This window comes from Bradyrhizobium sp., assembly GCF_030693485.1.
GTDB lineage: Bacteria > Pseudomonadota > Alphaproteobacteria > Rhizobiales > Xanthobacteraceae > Bradyrhizobium.
On record NZ_JAUYAN010000202.1, the window covers coordinates 12335 to 34945 of the forward strand.

Here is a 22611-nt window from a genome sequence, read left to right on the forward strand (position 1 = left end):
AACCCAAGATACGTCAATATGGCTGACATAAATTTTTCAACATCCTCCCCCGACCCTGATTCCAGGCCGGGCGCAGCGCGTTCCCCGGCCCCGGGCCAGACCAACTTGCGCTGGGATATCATCGAGTTGCTGTTCTTCGCCTACCGCGATTTCGTCGGCGACGCCGACACCGAACTGGAGGCGTTCGGATTCGGGCGGGCGCATCACCGGGTGCTGCATTTCGTCCACCGTTATCCCGGCCTCAAGGTTGCCGATCTGCTGAACGTGTTGCGCATCACCAAGCAGTCGCTGGGACGGGTGCTGAAGCAGTTGCTCGACGAAGACTACATCGTGCAGCGCACCGGCAACAACGACCGGCGGCAGCGCCTGTTGTACGCCACTGCCAAGGGCGAGGCGCTGGTGGGCAAGCTCGCGGGCCTGCAGACCGACCGGATCAACCACGCACTGTCGGGTATCGCGCCCGATGGCGTGGAAACCGTCCGCCATTTCCTGCGCGCGATGATCGATCACGACGATCCCGACAAGGTGCTGGCGACCATTCTCGAAGCCGGCGGCGCAACCGCAAAGGATAAAGCGTGATCCAGCCTGCGACCCTCGCGCGGACCCCGCCGCAACCGGCCGACGACGCCCCGCATCTGCTGCTGGTCGATGACGACCGCCGCATCCGCGATCTGCTGTCGCGCTTTCTCTGCGGCGAAGGCTACCGCGTCACCACCGCGGCGAGCGCCTCCGACGCCCGCGCCAAGCTGCTTGGCCTGCATTTCGATCTCCTGATCCTCGACGTCATGATGCCGGGCGAGACCGGGTTCGATCTCGCCCGCTTCATCCGCGCCTCGTCCTCGGTGCCGATCATCATGCTGACGGCGCGTCACGAGGCCGAGGCCCGCATCGAGGGCCTGCAGATCGGCGCCGACGATTACGTGGCAAAGCCGTTCGAGCCGCGTGAACTGGTGTTGAGGATCGGCAATATCCTGAAGCGCACCGCGCCGCCGCCGGTGGAGACGCTGGAGCAGATCGCGTTCGGGCCCTATGTCTATCATCTCGACCGCGGCGAACTGCGCCTGGGCGAGGAGACCATCCATCTCACCGACCGCGAGCGCGAGATGCTGCGGATTCTCGCGGTGGCGCCTGGCGAGACCGTGCCGCGCAGCGCGCTCACCGGCGACGGCTCCGTCAACGAGCGCGCGGTCGACGTGCAGATCAACCGCCTGCGGCGCAAGATCGAGAGAGATCCCGCCAATCCCCTGTTCCTGCAGGCGGTGCGCGGCGTCGGCTATCGCCTGGTCGCCTCGCCTTGAGCAAACCCGTATGAGCACGCTCGACACCGGCCTCACGTTGATCCGCAGCGCCGCCGGGCGCGTCTCCGCATCCAATCGCTGGATGGGCAACGCGTTCAAGAGCTGGATGCCGACCGGGCTCTATGCCCGCGCGCTCTTGATCATGATCGTGCCGATGGTGGTGCTGCAGTCGGTGGTGGCATTCGTGTTCATGGAGCGGCACTGGAATACGGTGACGCGGCGGCTGTCCGCCGCCGTGGTGGCCGACGTCGCCACCCTGATCGACGTCTACAAGGTCTATCCCCAGGACAAGGACCGCGCGCAGCTGCGGCGCATCGCCCAGCAGCGGCTCGGACTGGTGGTGGATTTTCTGCCCGTCGGCGACCTGCCGCCGCCGGGTCCGAAACCGTTCTTCTCGCTGCTCGACCAGACGCTGTCGGTGCAACTCGGCCGCCAGATTGCGCGACCGTTCTGGATCGATACCGTTGGCCGCTCCAATCTGGTGGAAATCCGCATCCAGCTCGACGACGCCGTGATGCGGGTGTTCGCGCAGCGCAGCGCCGCCTATGCGTCGAACTCGGAAATCTTCATCTTCTGGATGCTGGGGACCTCGTCGATCCTGCTGATCGTCATGGTGCTGTTCCTGCGCAACCAGATCAAGCCGATCCTGCGGCTGGCCGACGCCGCGGAAAGTTTCGGCAAGGGCCGCGAGGCGCCGAACTTCCGTCCCCGCGGCGCGCGCGAAGTGCGGCGCGCGGCGCACGCCTTCCTCGAGATGAAGGCGCGTATCGAGCGCTCGATCGAACAGCGCACCGCGATGCTGGCCGGCGTCAGTCACGATCTGCGCACCATCCTCACCCGCTTCAAGCTGGAACTGGCGCTGATCGGCGACAGCCCCGAGGTCGACGGCATGCGCAAGGACGTCGACGAGATGGCCGGCATGCTGGAGGCCTATCTGGCGTTCGCGCGCGGCGACAGCGGCGAGCATGCGCAGCCGACCGACATGTCGCTGGCGCTGGAAGAACTGCGCAGCGACGCCGAGCGCAACGGCCATGCCGCGACCGTGACCTTCCACGGCCTGCCTGTGGTGACCGTGAAGCCGGCGTCGTTCAAGCGCTGCCTCGCCAACCTCGTTTCCAACGCCGCGCGGCACGCCAACGCGATTGCGATCACCGGCCACCGCGACCACCGCTACCTCACGGTGACGATCGACGACGACGGCCCGGGCATTCCGGTCGAGATGCGCGAGGAAGTGTTCAAGCCGTTCCTGCGGCTCGACGACGCCCGCAACCAGGACGAAGGCGGCACCGGTCTGGGGCTGGCGATCGCCCGCGACATCGCCCGCTCGCATGGCGGCGACATCACCCTCGGCGACAGCCCGATGGGCGGGTTGCGGGCCGCGGTGCGGATACCGGTGTAGTGATTTCTTCTCCCTCTCCCGCTTGCGGGGGAGGGCTGGGGTGGGGGCCTCTCACACTCGGACGCGGATGTAGCCCCCACCCGCGCGCAAAGCGCGCGACCTCCCCCGCAAGCGGGAGAGGTAAGAAAAGGGCTACTTCGCCGCCGGCTTCGGCATCAGGCCCTTGAGCTTTTCCATGTCCTTGATGTTCATCTTGACGCCACCGGGCATCATGATGTCGCCGGGCTTCTGGTCGGCCTTGCAGGCGCCCAGCCACTTCGCTTCGATCGTCGAGGTGCTGTCGCGCGGCATGCCGGGCGGACCGCCCTGGCTCTGCGAGGTGGCCTTGACGGTGTAGGCGGAATTGAAGTCGCCTGTTATCTCGGAATGCGAGGTCATGGTCACACCCGCGACGTTGCAGACGGAATCGGTGACGTAGCCGGTCGCGGTCTTCCGGATGTCGTTCTTCGAACACATATCCTTCGCTGCCGGTGAGAACGACGAACTCATCGCCCTGTCGGTGCTCTCGTCGGTGCAGTGCTGCATCGTCATTTCGGGCACCGGCCCGCCGGTCCGCAGCATTTTCATTTCCCAGAGGCCCGGCTTGCGCACCGGCAGTTCGACCGCAACGGCCTCGGGCACCAGGACGACGACCAACAGACAAGCGCCCAAAGCGAATGAAACCAGCTGTCGCATCATGCTGCGCACTCCCGGCAAATTACTTCCGTCAGATCGCCTTCGTCGAATCGGGAGGGTCCGGCTCAATAACGGGCGCGCAGGGCCCCGTCCGCCCGGTAATACGGCACCCAGCGGCAGGCGAACGAGATGTAGCCGCCCTCATAGGCCTGCACACCCAGGAATTTCACCACCTTGCCGTAACCCGCGCAGTGATCGATCGCCATCGCCCGGATATCGGTCTGCGACGCCAGCGCATAGGCGATGATGCCGCCGGTATCGTTGCCCTTGAACGGCGGCACCCATTGGGCCTGCGCCGGCGCGCTCGCCAGCATTCCCATCGCAACCAGGCTCGCAGCCCCAATCATTCGCATCGCAGACTCCATTTGGCTGATGACACCTTACGGCGCATCGGCCGCCGTGAAAAGAACGGCTGATGGCCGCCAGCCGGGTTATCGGCAGGTGTTGCCGCGTTGCACTTGACCTCATGCGGGCTTCGCGGCACCGTCCCCGGCGTTGGAACACCGGCGGATTTCCCATGCGTGACTTCATCACCTCCCTGAAACGACCCGCGATCGGCGCCGCACTCGGCGTTTTTCTGGGCCTGTTGGCATTTGGACAGGCTGCGCAAGCCGCCAATCCGCTGGAGCTGAATTTCGGGTTGTTCGGTCCGCGCTATGACGGCCGGGTCAAGCAGTGCGAAGCCGCGCTCGGCACCATCACCAACCAGTTCTGGGAGAAGGAAAGCAGCTTCTGGAATTCCTCGCTCAAGATCACCGCCTATGGCCGGATCCACGAAACCGCCTTCCGGCCCTGGCAGTCCGACAACATTCCGCGCCGCTATTGCAGCGCCGACGTGATGCTGAGCGACGGCAAGATGCGCCAGGTGCACTATTCGATCATCGAGGACGGCGGTTTTGCCGGCTTCGGCCAGGGCGTGGAATGGTGCGTGACCGGGCTCGACCGCAACTGGGCCTATAATCCCGGCTGCAAGGCCGCCAGGCCTTGAATTGCGCCTTGGGGTGCCGGACCGCAGCGGCACGGCTGCGGCGGCCGGATCCTACTGTACATGGGGTTGTTTTCGAGATTTTTGCCCGACCCCTCCCGAGGGACGCCATGACGCCGTCGGCTTCCGCGTTTTGTTCTTGAAATGTTCTGTTTTTCTGCTACGCTCCCGAGCGGTCCAGGGTTAGGGGCTTTGTCATGTCGCTTTTTTCACGGGTCTGGATTTCGCGGATTGTGATTTCCGTGAGCCTGTTTGCCGCAGCCGCGCTGACGGGGTTGGCCGGGACCGCCACGGCGCAGGATCGCCGGCAGAATGCCCCCGGCGAGTTCGATTTTTACGTGCTGGCGCTGTCGTGGTCGCCGTCCTACTGCGAGGAAGCGGCGGAACGCGGCAACAACGGACGTTCGCAGCAGATCCAGTGCGGCCGGCCCTATTCCTTCGTGGTTCACGGCCTGTGGCCGCAATATGAGCGCGGCTTTCCCAATTATTGCCAGCGGCCGTCGCCGCGGCTCGATCGCAATATCATGACGTCGATGCTGGACCTGATGCCGGCGCCCGGACTGATCTTTGCCGAATGGGACAAGCACGGCACCTGCTCCGGGCTCAGCGCCCGGGCCTATTTCGAGACCACGCGCAAGGCGCGGGCCGCTGTGAAGATTCCTCCGGAATATCTCGAATTGTCATCGGAAAAGATACTCGCACCGGCCGCGATCGAGGAGGCCTTCATCAAGGTCAACCCAGGCCTGAGCGCCTCGGCGATCTCGGTGGTCTGCGGCAGGAAACGGCTCAGCGAAGTGCGCATCTGCATGAGCAAGGACCTCCAGTTCCGCGCCTGCGAGGAAACCGACCGCCGTGCCTGCCGCCGCGACGAGGTGGTGATGCCGCCGATGCGGGGGACCTGAAGGGATATGTCGTTCCGGGGCGATGCGAAGCATCGAAGCCGGAATGACCTTGGTTACTTTCGTCGCCTGATGTCGTAACCCTCCCCCATGAATTACCGTCACGACTTTCATGCCGGCGGCTTCGCCGACGTCATCAAGCACATCGTGCTGGTGCGGATGCTCGCTTATCTGCATGAGAAGCCGGCGGCGTTTCGCGTCATCGACACCCATGCCGGCGCCGGGGTCTACGACCTGACCTCCGATGAAGCCCGCCGCGGCGGCGAATCGCTGACCGGCATCGCCCGCATCATGCAGGCGCGGTTCTCGGAAAAGACCGAGCCGCTGCTCAGGCCCTACCTCGACATCGTCAGGGCGTTCAATCCGCAACGCGACCTCGTGGCCTATCCGGGATCGCCGCTGATCGCCCGCGCGATGCTGCGGCCGCAGGATCGCATGACCGTCTGCGAAGTCGAGCCGAAAGCCCGCAAGCGCCTGATCGCGGCGCTCAGGCGCGACACCCAGGCCCGGGTGGTCGACCTCGACGGCTGGACCGCGCTGCCGGCCTTCGTGCCGCCGAACGAGCGGCGCGGCCTGGTCCTGATCGATCCGTCGTTCGAGGCCAAGGACGAGTTCGAACGGCTGGCCGCAGGCTTTACCGAGGCCTTCGCGAAATGGCCGACCGGCAGCTATCTGCTGTGGTACCCCGTGAAAAGCCGGCGTGCCACCGACGGCCTGGCGCGGCATGTCGCCGAGGTGGCCGGCGCCGGCAAGCCCGCGGGAAAATGCCTGCGGCTCGAATTCAGCGTCGCACCGCAGGCGGCCTCCCCCGGCCTCGTCTCTACCGGGCTTCTGATCGTCAATCCGCCATGGACGCTGATGGGCGAGTTGAAGGCGATTTTGCCCGAACTGGAAAAGCCGCTCGGCCAGGGCGGCGCCGGCCGCTTCAGACTCGAAGTGCCGAAACCCTGACGTCGCAACCTGCGCCATTTTCCGCGACGCAACAGCACGATTTCAACGGTAGGCAATGTGCCGGGAACCGTATTATGCTTGCTCCATTGGGACTGGCTTTACGTTCCGCTTCCGCAAATGGTAGCGGCGGAGTGACAAGGCTTCAATCGATTTCAAGACGGATCGGCGGTGCTGCCTAATCCGCACAGAAGGCCCTGCTTTCCGACAGCGAATGTCCGGTCGAGCTGATGCGCGCTGCAGCGCGTAGCGGCGGTGCAGTACGGGGGAGGAGTTTCCCGATGGCCATGACTGGGATCGTCAAGTTCTTCAACGGAGAACGGGGCTATGGTTTCATCAAGCCCGATGACGGCGGTCGCGATGTGTTCGTTCACATCACCGCGGTAGAGCGGGCCGGGTTGAAGGATCTGACCGAAGGACAACACATTACCTTCGAAGTCGAACCTGACAAGAAGGGCAAGGGCCCCAAGGCGGTCAATCTGGTGATTTCATCCTGAGTAACTTTGGTCACCGTCATGCGAACGGAAGCGACGCCCTCCTTCGGACGGCGATGCCCGCGCATGGCGAACAGCGCACACAAAAAAATCCCGGCCGCGGGAAGCGGCCGGGAGGTTGCAGCAGATCTTTTCTTTTTCGAAAGTTTCTTGTGGTCAGAAGCGATAATTCACGCCGGCGCGCAGCAGTCCGAACCGGTAACCGTTCGACGCGCCGGTGATGGTGAAGTTGGAATTGGCGAGATCGACATAGAGATATTCGATCTTGGCGCTCAGGTTCTGGGTCAGGCCGAATTCGGTGCCGGCGCCCACGGTCCAGCCGGCCCTGGTATGGCTTTCCGACAGCCCGAAGGTCTCGCCGCGCAATTCGCCGAACGCCAGACCGCCGGTGCCGAAGAACATGATGTTGTTGAGGGCATAGCCGACCCGGCCGCGCACGGTGCCGAACCACGGATTGGAGAATTTCCACGGCGCGAAGGTATCGTTGGCGCCGGTCGCCTGGATATCGCCCTCGGCGCCGAACACCCAGGGCCCGGTCTGCCAGTTGTAGCCGGCCGTCACGCCACCGACGAAGCCCGAAGGTTTGGCCGGGTTGTTGTGGACCGATCCCCAGGCATAGCCGAGATTGGCGCCGAGATAGGGGCCGGCCCAGCTGTAGGCATTGAGCGGCTGGTTGACGGTATAGGGAGCGCGCGCGCCATAATTGTTCATGTCGGCGGCCTGCGCCGACAGGGTCCAGCTCACGGCGGCCAGCGCCGCGGCGCCCGATACAAGCTTTTTCATCGTACTCTCCCCACGCAACTGCCGTGACCCCCGGCTTCGCAAAGCGCCCGAAGCGGGGCGCGACGCGAGACCGCATGGTTACGGAACTCACTCTTCTTCTGATAAGATTTATCGAGAGTTTTAAGTTAAAGGGTTGTTAAGACCGGTTACCGCCCGTTCGGCATTCTTAAGAAAGTGTTACAGAGGGCGGGCCGCGCTGATCCGCATCGACGGCAGCCGGGCCTGCCGTCCACGCCGCGACGCTGGCGATGACCGGACCCAGCGCTTAAGTATTCGACCGATGGATCAAGATTCTTCCCAACCTCCCAAGGATGCCCTTGGGCTTTCAGCCCCGCGGCCGGAGCGCGGCCAGGGACCGGCCATTGCGGCTGCCGATCTGCCGCCGCAGGACCCGGCGCTGGAGGAGTTCGACCCTGCGTCGGGCGCCGAAGAGGACGACGAGAGCCTGCCGGAGGTTGCGGACGAATCAGGCGAAGCGCTGCCGGAGGGACGGCTGGCGTCCGGCCACGCCGCGATCGAGCATGCGGTGCGCCATGCCCCGACCTCGCCCGGCGTCTACCGCATGCTCAATGCCGCCAGCGACGTGCTCTATGTCGGCAAGGCGAAGAACGTCAGGAAGCGGCTGTCTTCCTACGCCCGGGTCTCGGCGCCGCAGCCGGCGCGCATCCTGCGCATGATCGCGGCCACCGCGACCGTCGAGATCGTGTCGACCGCGACCGAAACCGAGGCGCTTCTGCTGGAAGCCAATCTGATCAAGCAGCTGCGGCCGCGCTTCAACGTGCAGCTGCGCGACGACAAGTCGTTTCCCTACATCCTGATCACCGGCGACCACTGGGCGCCGCAGATCCTGAAGCATCGCGGCGCGCAGTCGCGCCCCGGGCGATATTTCGGCCCGTTCGCCTCGGCCGGCGCGGTCGGCCGCACCATCACGGCGCTGCAACGCGCCTTTCTGGTGCGCTCCTGCACCGATGCGTTCTTCGAAAGCCGCACACGGCCCTGCCTGCTCTACCAGATCCGCCGTTGTTCGGGGCCGTGCACCGGCGAGATCGATTTCCCCGGCTATACCGAACTGGTGCACGAGGCGACGGATTTCCTGTCCGGCCGCAGCCGCGTGGTGAAGCAGCAGCTCGCCGGCGAAATGGAAAAGGCCTCTGCCGAACTGGAATTCGAGACCGCGGCGCTTTACCGCGACCGCCTCGCGGCATTGTCCGCGATCCAGTCGCAGCAGGGCATCAATCCGCGTAGCGTGGAGGAAGCCGACGTCTTCGCCATCCACCAGGAGGGCGGTTATTCCTGCATCGAGGTGTTTTTCTTCCGCACCGGCCAGAACTGGGGCAACCGCGCCTATTTCCCCCGCGCCGAGAGAACCTTTACCCCGGAAGAGGTGCTGGCCTCGTTCCTCGCCCAGTTCTACGACGACAAGCCGCCGCCGAAGCTCATCCTGCTGTCGCATTCCATCGATGAATCCGAACTGCTGGCCGACGCGCTGTCGATCAAGGCCGGTTTCAAGGTGGAAGTCGCGACACCGCGACGCGGCGAAAAGAAGGAGATGATCGCGCACGCGCTGACCAATGCGCGCGAGGCGCTGGGCCGCAAGCTGGCGGATACCGCGACCCAGAGCCGGTTGCTGCAGGGCATGGTCGCCACGCTCGGACTGCCGCATCCGCCGAAGCGGATCGAAGTCTACGACAACAGCCATATCCAGGGCACCAACGCGGTTGGCGCCATGATCGTGGCGGGTCCGGATGGCTTCATCAAGAACCAGTACCGCAAGTTCAACATCAAGTCGGAAGGCCTCACCCCCGGCGACGATTACGCGATGATGCGCGAGGTGCTCGAGCGGCGCTTCAAGCGGCTGTTGAAGCCCGCGGAAGACGGCGCCGCCAGGCCGAAAGCGGACGACGATTCGTTTCCGCAATGGCCCGACCTCGTCATCATCGACGGCGGCCGCGGCCAGCTCAACGCCGTCAGGGAGATTTTCGCCGTGCTCGGCCTGACCCAGGTCACGCTGCTGGCCGTGGCAAAAGGTCCCGACCGCGACGCCGGCCGCGAAACCCTGTTCATGCCGGACAAGGAGGCGATCAAGCTGGAGCCGCGCGACCCCGTGCTTTATTTCATCCAGCGGCTACGCGACGAGGCGCATCGCTTCGTAATCGGTTCGCACCGCAAGCTGCGCAAGAAGGACATCCGCGAGGCTGGCCTGCAGGAAATTCCGGGCATCGGGCCCTCACGGAAACGTGCCTTGCTGCACCATTTCGGAACGTTGAAGGAGATCGAACGGGCATCGATCGCCGATCTCGGCAAGGTTCCGGGGGTCAGCGCCGAAAGCGCCCGCAAGATTTTCGAGTTTTTCCACGCGCAGACGGGGTAATTTCGCGTCACACAGGGGGCGCCTGCAACGGGTCACGTGCGCCGCACGGTTGACCTTCATGCTTGGGCGGTATTGGTAAGACGGATGAACACCGCCACGACAAAGGGTTCGGGCAAGAGCTCGATGTCCCTGCCGAATATCCTGACCTACGGCCGGATCGCCGCGATTCCGGTGGTGGTGGGCTGCGTCTTCCTGCAGTCCATCATGTACTACCCGTTGTGGCTGCGCTGGGTGGCGCTGGCGGTCTTTATCGCCGCGGCCATCACCGATTATCTGGATGGCTATTATGCGCGAATCTGGGACCAGCACTCGGCGTTCGGCCGGATGCTGGATCCGATCGCAGACAAGCTGCTGGTAGCATCCTGCCTCCTGATGCTGGCGGCGGATAGCAGCATCCATGGCTGGACGCTGTGGGCTGCCATCGTCATCCTGTGCCGGGAAATCCTGGTCTCGGGCCTGCGCGAATATCTCGCCGCCCTGCGGGTCAGTGTGCCCGTCACCAAGCTCGCGAAATGGAAGACCACCATCCAGCTGGTCGCGATCGGCTTTTTGATCGCCGGCGAAGCCGGCGAGGCGATCCTGCCGCTGACCACGCTGATCGGCATCGTGCTGTTGTGGGCCTCGGCGATTTTCACGATCTACACCGGCTGGGACTATTTCCGCGCCGGCATTCATCATCTTATCAAGGAGGATGAGACGTGAAGGTCAAGTATTTCGCCTGGGTGCGCGAACGGATCGGCAAATCAGAGGAAACGGTCGAGCCGCCGGCCAGCGTGCGCACCGTGGACGACCTGATCGCCTGGCTGGCCGGACAGGGCGAGACCTATGCCCATGCCTTCGAGACACCGCGGGTGATTCGCGCCGCGATCGACCACGCCCACGTCAAATCCGATACCGTCATCGCCGGCGCCCGCGAGATTGCCTTCTTCCCGCCGATGACAGGCGGCTGAGCCTGTCATGGCCGTCACGGTGACCATTCGCATCCAGGAGGCCGATTTCGACATCGGCCGCGAGATCGCGGCGCTCACGGAAGGCCGTATCGATATCGGCGCCGTCGTGACGTTTTCCGGGATCTGCCGCGGCCGCGAGGGCGACGAGGCGATCGCGGCGCTGACGCTGGAACATTACCCCGGGATGGCCGAGGCCGAAATCGCACGCCATGCCGAAACCGCGAACTCGCGCTGGCCGCTGACCGGGCTGACCGTGATCCATCGCGTCGGCCGCATTCAGGCAGGCGAGAATATCGTGCTGGTACTGACGGCCTCGGCGCACCGCCAGGCGGCGTTCGAGGCGGCTGAGTTCCTGATGGATTATCTGAAGGCCAATGCGCCGTTCTGGAAACGCGAGGAAAAGCCCACCGGAACCAGTTGGGTCGACGCCCACAGCCACGACGACGACGCCGCCGCGCGCTGGACCAGATCCTGATGGCGAAGCGTGCAAAGCCGGCGGCGAAGCGGCCCGCCGCGGTGAAACTGCCCAGGATTGCATCCGGCGAACTCAGGACGCTGCTCGATTTCGTGCGCTATGCGACAAGCCGCTTCATCGAAGCCAGACTCGTGTTCGCGCATGGCACCACCGACCCGGTGGCGGAGGCTGCCTTCCTGGTCTGCGAAACGCTGCATTTGCATCCTGACCAGTTCGAGACGTTTGCCACGGCGCGGGTCACGGCACACGAGGCCAAGGCCATCCTCGAATTGATCGCGCGCCGTGTCACGTCGCGCAAACCCGCCGCCTATCTGGTCAACAAGATCTACATGCGCGGTATGCCGTTCTTTGTCGACGAGCGCACCATCGTGCCGCGCTCCTTCATCGGCGAATTGCTGGACTCCCATTTCGGCGGCGAGGATGGTGACAAAGCCGGCGGCTCGCTGATCGAGGATCCTCTAGCCGTCGAAAACGTGCTCGACCTCTGCACCGGTTCGGGCTGTCTCGCGATCCTCGCGAGCCGGAATTTCCCCAATGCCCGGGTCGACGCGATCGACCTTTCCAGGGATGCCCTCGCCGTCGCCGCGCGCAATGTCGCCGATCACGGCCTCGAGGAGCGGATAACGCTGCACCGCGGCGACCTGTTTGGGCCACTCAAGGGCCGGCGGTACGACCTGATCATTTCCAATCCGCCCTATGTCGACGCGCAGGGGATGGCCGACCTGCCGCGCGAATGCCGCGCCGAGCCGAGACTCGCTTTCGACGGCGGCGCCGACGGGCTCGATATCGTCAGGCGCATCCTCGACGAGGCCAAACAGCATTTGACGCCGCAGGGCGGGCTGTTGTGCGAAATCGGCCGTTGCCGGCCGGCGCTGGAGGCTGCCTACCCGCAATTGCCGCTGCTCTGGCTCGAAACCGAAGATTCCGACGGCGAAGTGTTCTGGATCGGGGCCGCCGATTTGTGAGCGGCCAGATTCCTGAGCGACCAAGTGCCGCGCGAACCGGCATCAATCCGCCCGATCGATCGGAAATAAATATTGCGCTGCATCGTCGTTCCCGCCGAGCGGCGAAGCTGATAGACTGCGCGGGTAGCCGCCCATATTCCAAGATCTTGCCCCAAACCTCGAAGAGGCCCCCCATGCTGGATAAGAGCCCACGCTCCGCCGCCGTCAACGTGCCGAACGATCTCGCCGCGCACTGGATGCCGTTCACCGCCAACCGTGCGTTCAAGAAGAATCCGCGGCTCCTCGCCGGCGCCAAGGACATGCATTACCTCACCGTCGACGGCCGCAAGATCATCGACGCCGCCGCCGGCATGTGGTGCTGCAATGCCGGCCACGGCCGCTCCCAGATCGCCGAGGCGATCGGCAAGATGGCAGCCACGCTCGACTACGCGCCGCCGTTTCAGTTCGGCATTCCGCAGGCCTTCGAGCTTGCCAGCCGCATCGCCGATCTGGCGCCCGATGGTCTCGACCACGTGTTCTTCTGCAATTCCGGTTCTGAAGCCGCCGATACCGCGCTGAAGATTGCGCTGGCCTATCACCAGATCAACGGCCAGGGCGGCCGCACCAGGCTGATCGGCCGCGAGCGCGGCTATCACGGCGTCGGGTTCGGCGGCACGTCCGTCGGCGGCATCGTCAACAACCGCAAGATCTACGGATCGCTGCTGACAGGCGTCGATCATATTTCCCACACCTATGACCGCGAGAAGCAGGCCTTTTCCAAGGGCGAGCCGGAATATGGCGCGCATTTCGCCGACGATGTGGAGCGGCTGGTCAATTTGCACGGTGCCAACACCATCGCCGCCGTGATCGTCGAGCCGATGGCCGGATCGACCGGCGTGCTGCCGGCGCCGAAGGGCTATCTCAAGCGGCTGCGCGAGATCACCCAGAAGCACGGCATTCTCCTGATCTTCGACGAAGTAATCACCGGCTATGGCCGGCTCGGCTTCGCCTTTGCCGCCGAGCGTTACGGCGTGCTGCCGGACATGCTGACATTTGCAAAAGGCATCACCAATGGGGCGGCCCCCATGGGCGGCGTGCTGGTGCGCGACACCATCCACGACGCTTTCATGAACGGCCCCGAGCATGTCGTCGAACTGACCCACGGCTATACCTATTCGGCGCACCCGATCGCCTGCGCCGCGGCGCTGGCGACGCTCGACATCTACCGCGACGAAAAACTGTTCGAGCGCGCCAAAATGCTCGAGCCGAAATTCGCCGACGCCGTGATGTCGCTGCGCAACGAGCCCAACGTGGTCGACATTCGCACCGTCGGCCTGACCGCGGGCATCGACCTCGCCTCGCGCCCGGACCTGCCGGGCAAGCGCGGCTTCGACGGGCTCAACAGCGCGTTCCACGACAACGACTTGATGCTGCGCGTCGCCGGCGACACCCTGGCGCTGACCCCGCCCTTGATCGTCACCGAAGACCAGATCGGCGAGATCGTCGACAAGGTCGCCAAGGTGATCCGCGCGGTGGCGTAAGGTCACATCCGTGTCCCGGACGCGGCGCAGCGCTTCTTCAGCGGTGCGCCGCAGAGCCGGGACCCATTTGGATACGGTCGCCCGCGCCATGGGCCACAGGGCGCCCGAAACACGTCTTGGCAGCGCGGAACCTTCAAAACCTCACCACGTTCTTGTCACGGCAGGGCGATCCGCGCCGCTGCGGTAGAAGGAACGACAGACATGCTCGCGCTCTCGAGCGGCTTGCTGCGCACCGGACTGGCGCTCAAACTGAACCAGGTCAAACGGGCGACGCAATCCTATATGCGCGACCGGACGGAACAGGCCACCGGCGCTGCCGTATCTTATGCCGTCGCAGCGGGCCTGTTTGCCGCCGCGGGTATTTTCCTGATCGCGGCGCTTTTCGTCGGGGCCGCCGCGCTGTTTCGCTGGATTGAGATCCATTACGGGCTGTTTCAGGCGTTCGGCGCCTCCAGCGGCTTGCTGGCGACGATCGCCGCGATCTGCGCCGGTGTGGCCGCCAGCCGGCTGAAGCGCCCGGCACCAAAATTCCCGTCGCTGGCGAGCCGCCTGCGTGTCGCCATCAATGCCAATCCGATCAAGCCGGCCCGGGTCGAAGCGGCCACCAATACCGCGACGGCGATCTTGCGCGAGCCCGCCACGCCTGTGAGCGGTACGAGCCGCACCCGGCGGGCATCGCGCCCCGGCCCGGCCGTGGACAGCAGAAAGGTGCAGGCCGGCCTGCTCGTAGCCGCGACATTGCTGGGCTGGGCGGCCGTCCGGCGGCAACAGGCGCGAAGACCGGCGTCCTGATGTCCGGCCGGCGCAGGGAGGCTGCCGACAGTCTGCTTCTGATCGCAGCCACGGCGATTTTCGTGCTGACCGCGCAGCGCTATCTTCAAAACATCATCGCGCCGGAGCCGGCTTGCGGGCCGGCGATCGCGGCGCCCGATTCCGTCGTGCCCGAACTGGCGCCGCACGGACGAGGCCGGCTTTCCAGCAACCCTTTGCAGATTCCCTCTGCCGGCTGGAAGGACATCCTGTGGCGGACCTATCAGCAGATCGACGAAGACCGCTTGCTCGCAACCGCCGCGGGTGTCGTGTTTTTCGGCCTGCTCGCAGTGTTTCCGGCGATCACGGCGCTGGTGTCATCCTACGGACTGTTCGCGGACGCCTCCACCATCGGCGCCAATCTGCAGACCATGGCCGTGATGTTGCCGCAGGGCTCGTTCCAGATCGTGCAGGACCAGATCACGCGCGTGCTCGCCAAGGGCGACACTGCGCTGGGCGCCACGTTTCTGTTCGGCCTCGGGCTCGCGATCTGGAGCGCCAATGCCGGCGTCAAGGCCGTGATCGAGGCATTGAACGTGGTCTATGGCGAACGCGAGAAGCGCGGATTCTTCCGGCTGAACCTGCTGTCGCTGGGCTTTACCACGGGCGCGATCATGGCGCTGATGCTGATGGTGAGCGCGGTGGTGGCGCTGCCGCTGGCGCTCGATCATCTCGGCCTCGCGCAGCAGAGCAAGGACATCGTCAGCCTGGCGCGATGGCCTGTCATGTTCGTGATCCTGCTGTTGGCGCTCGGCGTGCTCTACCGGTTCGGGCCGAGCCGGCGGGCGGCGCGGTGGGAATGGCTCAGCGTCGGCACGCTGGCCGCGGCCCTGCTCTGGATCGCGGGCTCTTCGCTGCTGTCGTGGTACCTGTCGAACTTCGGCAACTACGACGCCACCTACGGCTCGCTCGGCGCCGCCATCGGTCTGATGATGTGGATGTGGATGTCCGCCGTCATCGTGCTGTGCGGCGCCGAACTGAACGCGGAAATCGAGCACCAGACCGCGCGAGATTCGACGGTCGGGCAACCCGGGCCGCTCGGCGCCCGCGGCGCCGTGATGGCGGACACGCTGGGACCGGCGGTTCCGGCCGAATCAAAAGAACACTAGCCCGTCGAATCAACATTGATGCTAAGCTTGCAGGGCCTGGAGGAGCGCAAGATTCGAGATGGCTGCGGCTTTCGCGTTTTCCCGGGCGAGAGCAGTCTGGACCTGAGGGCGTTGCGCGCGACATGATTCGCATTTCCACGGTTTTCATCGCCATCTGCATGGTGCTGGTCGCGGCCTCCCTCGGCCTGATCCTGTATTCGGTGCTGGGCATCAGCGGTTCGGAATCCGCGATCGTGGCGCTCACCGCGCTGACCTTCCTGATCCTCTACAATGCCGTGTCGATGCGACTGCGCGACCGCACCGATGTCGGAGGCCAGATTGCGGATCTGTCGCGCGGCACGGCCGACCTCGCCCGCCAGGTCGCCGAATTCGGGCGCCGCCTCGCCGCCGTCGAGGGCCGGGTGGTGTCGGCCAATTCGACCGGTGCCGACCGCATCCAGACCGTGATCGGCGAGATCAACGAACTCGGCGTGCTGGTCAAGCAGCTCGCGACCTCGGTCGCCAGCCACGACGACATGCTGGCCGCAGGCGCCGCCACCGCGCCGCCTCCGCTTGCCAGCCCGCCGGAGCGCGAGGCTTCGCGCGAACCACCCGACGTCGCCGAGCAGACAGTCAGCGCGCCGATGCCCGCCAAGGCGGCGCCGGTTGTGGCAGCGCCTGCCGTTGCAGCACCCGCCGCTGCAGCACCAGCTGTTGCCGCCGAAACAACCCCGTCGCGCAGCCACGCCCAAATCCTCAGCGCTGTGAAAGGCGCGGTCGAGGAAAATCGCATCGACATCTACCTGCAGCCAATGGTGACTCTGCCGCAGCGCAAGGTGCGCTTCTACGAGGCGGTCACACGGCTGCGCGACGACAAGGACGAGGTTCTCGCCGCGGAGGATTTCATCGGGGTCGCCGAGGCCGCCGGACTGATCGGACGGATCGATCACATGGTGATGCTGCGCTGCGTGCAGGTGCTGCGCCGGCTGATGGTGCGCAACAAGGATGTCGGAATCTTCTGCAACGTCGCAGCAGGAACGCTCGGTAACCCCACCACCTTCGCGCAATGCCTCGACTTCCTCGAAGCCAACCGCGCGCTGGCGCCTTCCTTCGTGCTCGAATTCAAGCAGGCGACGTTCCGCAACCTCGGCGCGGTCGAGACCGAGCATCTGGCGGCGCTGGCGCAGCGCGGCTACCGTTTCTCGATCGACCACGTCACCGACCTCAGGATCGAGCCGCGCGAACTGGCTGACCGCGGCGTCCGCTTCATCAAGGTACCTGCCGCTTTGTTGCTCGACCAGCGCTCAAGTTCCACCTCCGACATTCATCCCTCGGACCTGTCCGATCTGCTCGGCCGCTTCGGTATCGACCTGATCGCCGAGCGAATCGAAGGCGAGCGCGCGGTGGTCGACCTGCTCGATTTCGACGTGCGGTTCGGGCAAGGCTTTCTGTTTGCGCCACCCCGGCCGTTGCGGCCCGAGGGGGCATCTGCTACCGGCGGGGCGCCTTCGAACAATCCGCAGGAACCCAATGGCTCCCCCAAAACGGCTCCCCTCACCAGTCCGGCCATCGAGCCCCCGGCGCGGGCGACCGGCAACGCCGCGCTGGCGCGGCGTGCCGCTGGGCCGGGCTGACCGGGTGTCGCTGCCATGACCGGTCTGCGTTTTGCCGAGCGGCTGCGCGATCTCGTCCCCGGCGTCGAGGTCGTGCTCTCCGACATCTGGGGCGTGGTTCACAACGGCCTGGTGGCCTTCCCCGAAGCCTGTGAGGCGCTGCACAACTTCCGCGCCCAGGGCGGCACGGTGATCCTGATCACCAATGCGCCAAGGCCCGCCGATTCGGTACAGCGGCAATTGCGCAAGCTCGGCGTCGCCGACGAGACCTATGACGCCATCGTCAGTTCGGGCGACCTCACCCGGCATTTCGTCGCCGACCATCCGGGCAAGAAAATGTTCTGGCTCGGCCCCGAGCGCGACAATTCGATCTATCGCGGCCTCGACACCATGATCGCGCCGCTGGAAGCCGCCGATTACATCGTCTGCACCGGCCTGTTCGACGACGAAACCGAATCGGCCGAGGATTATCGCGGCATGCTGCTGAAGGCTCGCGAGCGCCAGCTGACGCTGATCTGCGCCAACCCCGACATCGTGGTCGAGCGCGGCGACCGCCTGATCTATTGCGCCGGCGCGATCGCCGAACTCTATCGCGAACTCGGCGGCGAGGTGATCTTCTACGGCAAGCCGCACCGGCCGATCTATGAGCGCGCCGTTGAACTCGCGGCCGCGCGCCAGAGCCACGCCATCGAGCTCAACCGCGTGCTGGCGATCGGCGATTCCGTGCGGACCGATCTGACCGGCGCGCATGCCTTCGGCATCGACTGCCTGTTCCTGACCCGCGGCATCCACTCCGAAGAGTTCGAGGGCATCGATCAGCTCGACCCCGCCTCGGTGAAGGAGCTGTTCGGCCACCCGCCGAAGGCGCTGATGCGCGAGTTGAGGTGGTAGGGACGTCTCTTCTCCCTCGCCCCGCGCTTGCGGGGAAAGGGTCGGGGTGGGGGGCTCTCTCGGCAAATTTTAAAGAAGAGAGTACCCGGTGAATCCCCCTCACCCGCCGCGCAAGTGCGCGGCGACCTCTCCCCGCAAGTGGGGCGAGGTAAAGAACGAACGCACACGCCTACGCGTTGGCCATGTCAGGGAATACCGCCTCGATCTTGGTCTTCAGCGTGGCGGCGTTGAACGGCTTGACGATGTAGTTGTTGACGCCGGCCTTCTTGGCGGCAATCACGTTTTCGGTCTTGGATTCCGCCGTGATCATGATGAACGGCGTGGTGGCGAGATTGGGGTCGGCGCGAACTTCCCGGAGCAGGTCGTAGCCGGTCATCGGCTCCATGTTCCAGTCGGAGATCACAAGCCCGTACTTCTTGACGCGCATCTTGTTCAGCGCCGCCGAGCCGTCACTGGCGTCATCGATATTCTCGAAGCCGAGCTGCTTCAGGAGATTTCGGATGATCCGGATCATGGTGTTGTAGTCATCCACCACCAGAACCGACATCGACAAATCAACCGCCATCTTGACTCCCCCGCAACGCTACAATCCACACGAGCCCGCGCCAGGCCAAAAGCCCCGCAGTCCGCCCCCACCAGTAGCACCAGCCGTTAAACAGCCCGTTAACCGACCTTAGCGGGAAACATGGTAGCGACACCCGCTCCGCGGTCGATTTGGCCCGGCTTGACTTCGTCGGGGCCGCCGCGTCACGGTCCCGCGCCTGCTGACCTCGCCCAAAGAATCTTGCAAAATGACGCCTGGCTTCACCGTTATCCGCGACGACACCCAAGCAGCCGCCATCCCCAGGGGAGCGGTGGTGGCGATGGGCAATTTCGACGGCGTTCATCTCGGCCACCGCGCGGTCATCGCCGCCGCCCTGCAGATGGGGCGTGCCCACGACCGGCCGGCGCTGGCGGTGACCTTCGAGCCGCACCCCCGCAGCTTCTTCAGTCCGAACACCCCCCAGTTCCGGCTTACCGACGAGGCCAGCAAGCTCCGGCTTTTGGCCGGCACCGGGCTTTCCGGCGCCGTGGTGATGACCTTCGACAAGGGGCGCGCCGGAACCACGGCGCAGGATTTCATTCACCATGACCTGATCGACCGGCTCGGAATCAGCGGGATCGCGGTCGGCTACGACTTTCATTTTGGCAAGGGCCGTGTGGGCTCGCCGAGCCTTCTGGTGAGCGAAGCGCCCCGGCTCGGCATTGAGGTCGACGTCCAGGCCCATATCGATATCGACGAGCGGCCGGTGTCCTCCTCTGCGATCCGGATGGCGCTCGCGGAGGGGCAGATCGACGACGCCACCGCGATGCTCGGCGGCCCCTGGTTCGTGGCGGGCACGGTGATCCATGGCGAGAAACGCGGCCGCGATCTCGGCTATCCCACCGCCAATATCCGGCTCGACAAGAATTGCGGGCTCAAGCACGGCATCTATGCGGTGCGGGTCGGCCGCGGTACCGAAAGGCTCAACGGCGTCGCCAGTTTCGGCCGCCGCCCGACCTTCGATAATGGCGCGCCGCTGCTGGAAGTGTTCCTGTTCGACTTCAAGGGCGACCTCTATGGCGTCTCGCTGGATGTCGCCTTCATCGCCTTCATCCGCGACGAAGTGAAGTTCGACGGCATCGAGGCGCTGGTACGCCAGATGGACGACGACAGCGCGAGAGCCCGCGCGGCGCTGGCGGCGGCGCCGGACGCGTTTCCGAAGCTCGGGCAGGTCGGATGAGCAAAACCGAAAAGCAAAAATGCTGGCGGGCGAACTCTACCGTGCCGACGCCGAAATCGGCGCCGAGCAGGCCGTCACCAAGGAATGGCTGGCGCGCGCCATAATCGGGGCCGGCAGCGTGGTGACGCGGGATGTCGAGCCGGGCCAGACCGTTACCGGCAATCCGGCCCGGCCGCGTCACCCGCGACCAGTGGCCGAGGACTGACGGTCGAGGCGTGCCGGGGGCTTTGCGATTTTGCCGCTTGGCTGCTATGGAAAGCTCATGTTTTCGCGGCGCACCATCCCCATTAGCGGCCCGGCTTCCGCCTGAGCGATCTGCTCGGCGCAAGACCGGGATCCTATCCATTCATCCGCGATGAATCGCGTTTCAGCGCCCCTTGAGCCCAAGAGCATTCATGTCCGAGAAGCCGCAGAAGTCCGACGTTACCGACTATTCCAAGACCCTGTTCCTGCCGCAGACGGAATTCCCGATGCGCGCCGGCCTGCCGCAGCGCGAACCGGAGATCCTCAAGCGGTGGAACGAGATCGGCCTCTACGGCAAGCTCCGCGAGGCTGCCGCCGGCCGGGCCAAATTCGTCCTGCATGACGGCCCGCCCTACGCCAACGGCAACATCCATATCGGCCACGCCCTCAACAAGATCCTGAAGGACGTGGTGACCAAGAGCCAGCAGATGCTCGGCTTCGATTCCAATTACGTGCCGGGCTGGGACTGTCACGGCCTGCCGATCGAATGGAAGATCGAGGAAGAGAACTACCGCTCCAAGGGCAAGCCAAAGCCGGACTTCAAGGACTCCACTGCGATGGTGGCCTTCCGCAAGGAATGTCGCGCCTATGCCACGCACTGGCTCAACGTGCAGCGCGAGGAATTCAAGCGGCTCGGCATCATCGGCGACTGGGATCATCCCTACGCCACGATGGACTTTGCCGCCGAGGCGCAGATCGCGCGCGAGCTGATGAAGTTTGCCGCCAACGGCACGCTCTATCGCGGCTCCAAGCCCGTGATGTGGAGCGTGGTGGAAAAGACCGCGCTGGCGGAAGCCGAAATCGAATACGAAGACTACACCAGCGATACCGTGTGGGTGAAGTTTCCGGTCACGTCACCGGCGTTTGGCGCGCTCGCCACCGCCAGCGTCGTGATCTGGACCACCACGCCGTGGACGCTCCCCGGCAACCGCGCCATCAGCTTCTCGCCGAAAATTTCCTACGGTCTCTTTGAGGTCACCGATGCGCCCGGCGACAACTGGGCCAGGAATGGCGATCTGCTGATCCTGGCGGATGCGCTGGCGGAAGGCGCGTTCAAGCAAGCGCGTGTCACCGCCTACAAGAAGGTGCGCGACTTGCCGGCCGACACGCTGGATGCGGTGGAATGCGCCCATCCGCTGAAGGGCGTCAGTAGCGGATATGAATTCGTCGTGCCGCTGCTCGCAGGCGATCACGTCACCGACGATACCGGTACCGGCTTCGTCCACACCGCCCCGGGCCACGGCCGCGAGGATTTCGAGGTCTGGATGGCAAATGCGCGCGATCTGGCGGCGCGCGGCATCAACACCACCATCCCCTACACCGTCGATGAGAACGGTGCCTTCACCGATCACGCGCCGGGCTTCACCGGAAAACGCGTCATCAACGACAAGGGCGAAAAGGGCGACGCCAACGAGGCGGTGATCAAGGCGCTGGTCGAGCGCGGCATGCTGCTGGCGCGCGGCCGGCTCAAGCATCAATATCCGCATTCCTGGCGCTCGAAGAAGCCGGTGATCTTCCGCAACACGCCGCAATGGTTCATTGCAATGGACAAGCCTATCGCGGATGACGGCAAGGCGAAGCCGGACGACACGCTGCGCGCCCGCGCGCAACACGCCATCTCGGTCGCCCAATGGGTGCCGCCGTCGGGCCAGAACCGCATCAACGGCATGGTCAACAGCAAGCCCGACTGGGTGATCTCGCGCCAGCGAGCCTGGGGCGTGCCGATCGCGGTGTTCGTGCGCGAGAAAGCCGATGGCTCCGCCGAAATCCTGCAGGACGAAATCGTCAATCAGCGCATCGCCGAAGCCTTCATGAAAGAAGGCGCCGACGCCTGGTACATGGACGGGGCGCGGCAACGCTTCCTCGGTTCGCGCGCGGCTGAGGACTGGAAGAAGGTCGACGATATCTGCGACGTCTGGTTCGATTCCGGCTCGACCCATGCCTTCGTGCTGGAAGACCGCCAGAATTTTCCTCAACTCGGGCATATCGTCCGCAAGGTCGATGGCGGCGCCGATACCGTGATGTATCTGGAGGGCAGCGACCAGCATCGCGGCTGGTTCCAGTCGTCGCTGCTGGAAAGCTGCGGCACCCGAGGCCGCGCGCCGTTCGACGTGGTGCTGACGCACGGATTCACGCTGGACGAGAACGGCCGCAAGATGTCGAAGTCGGTCGGCAACACCGTCGAGCCGCAGAAGGTGATGAAGGACTCCGGCGCCGATATTCTGCGGCTGTGGGTCTGCGCCACCGACTATGCCGACGACCAGCGCATCGGCCCGGAAATCCTCAAAAACACCATCGAGACCTACCGCAAGCTGCGCAACTCGATCCGCTGGATGCTTGGCACGCTGGCGCATTTCAAGGCCGGGGAGCAGGTCGCGCACGCCGACATGCCCGAGCTGGAGCGGCTGATGCTGCATCAACTCGCGGGCCAGGCCGCCATC

24 protein-coding genes are annotated in these 22611 nt (G+C 64.9%); 20 read left to right on the forward strand and 4 right to left on the reverse strand.

Annotated features, from left to right (window positions below; genetic code table 11):
- Window positions 1-18: 18 nt before the first annotated feature.
- The 3 genes from Q8N40_RS15110 to Q8N40_RS15120 are packed head-to-tail and all read left to right on the forward strand — an operon-like array spanning window position 19 to window position 2697.
- Entirely contained in the window at window positions 19-579 is a 561-nt protein-coding gene (locus Q8N40_RS15110; protein WP_305322421.1) for a MarR family winged helix-turn-helix transcriptional regulator, read from the forward strand.
- On the forward strand, window positions 576-1298 hold the full coding sequence (locus tag Q8N40_RS15115) for a response regulator (protein WP_305712366.1): 723 nt from the start codon (window positions 576-578) through the stop codon (window positions 1296-1298). The genes Q8N40_RS15110 and Q8N40_RS15115 overlap by 4 nt, the downstream gene beginning before the upstream one ends.
- 10 nt (window positions 1299-1308) lie before the next feature.
- Window positions 1309-2697: an ATP-binding protein gene (locus Q8N40_RS15120; RefSeq protein WP_305712367.1), complete on the forward strand. Its 1389-nt coding sequence runs from the start codon at window positions 1309-1311 to the stop codon at window positions 2695-2697.
- A 132-nt stretch (window positions 2698-2829) separates the two neighbouring features.
- Here the strand turns inward: Q8N40_RS15120 and Q8N40_RS15125 are convergent, their stop codons facing one another.
- Window positions 2830-3375, reverse strand: a complete 546-nt coding sequence (locus Q8N40_RS15125; protein WP_305712368.1) for a DUF3617 family protein — start codon at window positions 3373-3375, stop codon at window positions 2830-2832.
- Between the two features lie 62 nt (window positions 3376-3437).
- Complete coding sequence (locus Q8N40_RS15130) at window positions 3438-3725, reverse strand: hypothetical protein (RefSeq protein ID WP_305322417.1); 288 nt, start codon at window positions 3723-3725, stop codon at window positions 3438-3440.
- 164 nt (window positions 3726-3889) lie between these two features.
- On the opposite strand from Q8N40_RS15130, the gene Q8N40_RS15135 reads away from it, so the two are divergent.
- The 4 genes from Q8N40_RS15135 to Q8N40_RS15150 all read left to right on the forward strand — a co-directional run bounded on the left by Q8N40_RS15135 (window position 3890) and on the right by Q8N40_RS15150 (window position 6701).
- The gene (locus tag Q8N40_RS15135; RefSeq protein ID WP_305712369.1) at window positions 3890-4360 is read left to right on the forward strand and encodes a hypothetical protein; all 471 of its coding nucleotides are present in this window, start codon (window positions 3890-3892) and stop codon (window positions 4358-4360) included.
- Between the two features lie 194 nt (window positions 4361-4554).
- Entirely contained in the window at window positions 4555-5259 is a 705-nt protein-coding gene (locus Q8N40_RS15140; protein ID WP_305712370.1) for a ribonuclease T2, read from the forward strand.
- A gap of 87 nt (window positions 5260-5346) precedes the next feature.
- Window positions 5347-6207 carry a 23S rRNA (adenine(2030)-N(6))-methyltransferase RlmJ gene (locus tag Q8N40_RS15145; protein ID WP_305712371.1) on the forward strand — a complete coding sequence of 287 codons (861 nt, stop codon included), beginning with the start codon at window positions 5347-5349 and terminating at the stop codon, window positions 6205-6207.
- 278 nt (window positions 6208-6485) lie between these two features.
- A complete protein-coding gene (locus Q8N40_RS15150) occupies window positions 6486-6701 on the forward strand; it encodes a cold-shock protein (protein WP_298103207.1) in 216 nt (71 codons plus the stop codon).
- Between the two features lie 153 nt (window positions 6702-6854).
- Here the strand turns inward: Q8N40_RS15150 and Q8N40_RS15155 are convergent, their stop codons facing one another.
- Window positions 6855-7481 carry an outer membrane protein gene (locus tag Q8N40_RS15155; RefSeq protein ID WP_305322413.1) on the reverse strand — a complete coding sequence of 209 codons (627 nt, stop codon included), beginning with the start codon at window positions 7479-7481 and terminating at the stop codon, window positions 6855-6857.
- 280 nt (window positions 7482-7761) lie between these two features.
- Here Q8N40_RS15155 and uvrC point away from each other — a divergent pair, with 280 nt between their 5' ends.
- From uvrC to Q8N40_RS15205, 10 genes are all read left to right on the forward strand, one after another.
- Entirely contained in the window at window positions 7762-9852 is a 2091-nt protein-coding gene (uvrC, locus tag Q8N40_RS15160; RefSeq protein ID WP_305712372.1) for an excinuclease ABC subunit UvrC, read from the forward strand.
- Between the two features lie 84 nt (window positions 9853-9936).
- Entirely contained in the window at window positions 9937-10554 is a 618-nt protein-coding gene (gene pgsA / locus Q8N40_RS15165; protein ID WP_305322411.1) for a CDP-diacylglycerol--glycerol-3-phosphate 3-phosphatidyltransferase, read from the forward strand.
- Entirely contained in the window at window positions 10551-10802 is a 252-nt protein-coding gene (gene moaD / locus Q8N40_RS15170; RefSeq protein WP_305322410.1) for a molybdopterin converting factor subunit 1, read from the forward strand. Before pgsA ends, moaD begins: the two co-directional genes overlap by 4 nt.
- Before the next feature lie 7 nt (window positions 10803-10809).
- The gene (locus Q8N40_RS15175; protein ID WP_305712373.1) at window positions 10810-11277 is read left to right on the forward strand and encodes a molybdenum cofactor biosynthesis protein MoaE; all 468 of its coding nucleotides are present in this window, start codon (window positions 10810-10812) and stop codon (window positions 11275-11277) included.
- On the forward strand, window positions 11277-12242 hold the full coding sequence (gene prmB / locus Q8N40_RS15180; RefSeq protein WP_305712374.1) for a 50S ribosomal protein L3 N(5)-glutamine methyltransferase: 966 nt from the start codon (window positions 11277-11279) through the stop codon (window positions 12240-12242). The genes Q8N40_RS15175 and prmB overlap by 1 nt, the downstream gene beginning before the upstream one ends.
- 173 nt (window positions 12243-12415) lie before the next feature.
- The gene (locus Q8N40_RS15185) at window positions 12416-13762 is read left to right on the forward strand and encodes an aspartate aminotransferase family protein (protein WP_305322407.1); all 1347 of its coding nucleotides are present in this window, start codon (window positions 12416-12418) and stop codon (window positions 13760-13762) included.
- Between the two features lie 201 nt (window positions 13763-13963).
- Window positions 13964-14554, forward strand: coding sequence for a phage holin family protein (locus Q8N40_RS15190; protein WP_305712375.1), 591 nt, complete (start codon window positions 13964-13966; stop codon window positions 14552-14554).
- Window positions 14554-15681: a YihY/virulence factor BrkB family protein gene (locus Q8N40_RS15195; protein WP_305712376.1), complete on the forward strand. Its 1128-nt coding sequence runs from the start codon at window positions 14554-14556 to the stop codon at window positions 15679-15681. The genes Q8N40_RS15190 and Q8N40_RS15195 overlap by 1 nt, the downstream gene beginning before the upstream one ends.
- Window positions 15682-15803: 122 nt before the next feature.
- Window positions 15804-17294: an EAL domain-containing protein gene (locus Q8N40_RS15200; RefSeq protein ID WP_305712377.1), complete on the forward strand. Its 1491-nt coding sequence runs from the start codon at window positions 15804-15806 to the stop codon at window positions 17292-17294.
- Between the two features lie 15 nt (window positions 17295-17309).
- A complete protein-coding gene (locus tag Q8N40_RS15205) occupies window positions 17310-18164 on the forward strand; it encodes a TIGR01459 family HAD-type hydrolase (protein WP_305712378.1) in 855 nt (284 codons plus the stop codon).
- A 169-nt stretch (window positions 18165-18333) separates the two neighbouring features.
- On the opposite strand, the gene Q8N40_RS15210 is transcribed toward Q8N40_RS15205, so the two are convergent.
- Window positions 18334-18729, reverse strand: a complete 396-nt coding sequence (locus Q8N40_RS15210) for a response regulator (protein ID WP_305712379.1) — start codon at window positions 18727-18729, stop codon at window positions 18334-18336.
- Window positions 18730-18955: 226 nt separating this feature from the next.
- Between Q8N40_RS15210 and Q8N40_RS15215 the strand changes: the two genes are divergently transcribed.
- The 3 genes from Q8N40_RS15215 to ileS all read left to right on the forward strand — a co-directional run.
- Entirely contained in the window at window positions 18956-19927 is a 972-nt protein-coding gene (locus Q8N40_RS15215) for a bifunctional riboflavin kinase/FAD synthetase (protein WP_305712380.1), read from the forward strand.
- Window positions 19928-19946: 19 nt separating this feature from the next.
- Window positions 19947-20132, forward strand: coding sequence for a maltose acetyltransferase domain-containing protein (locus Q8N40_RS26730; RefSeq protein ID WP_370870841.1), 186 nt, complete (start codon window positions 19947-19949; stop codon window positions 20130-20132).
- A 190-nt stretch (window positions 20133-20322) separates the two neighbouring features.
- The coding region (ileS, locus tag Q8N40_RS15225) for an isoleucine--tRNA ligase (protein WP_305712381.1) at window positions 20323-22611 on the forward strand (2289 nt) is incomplete at its 3' end.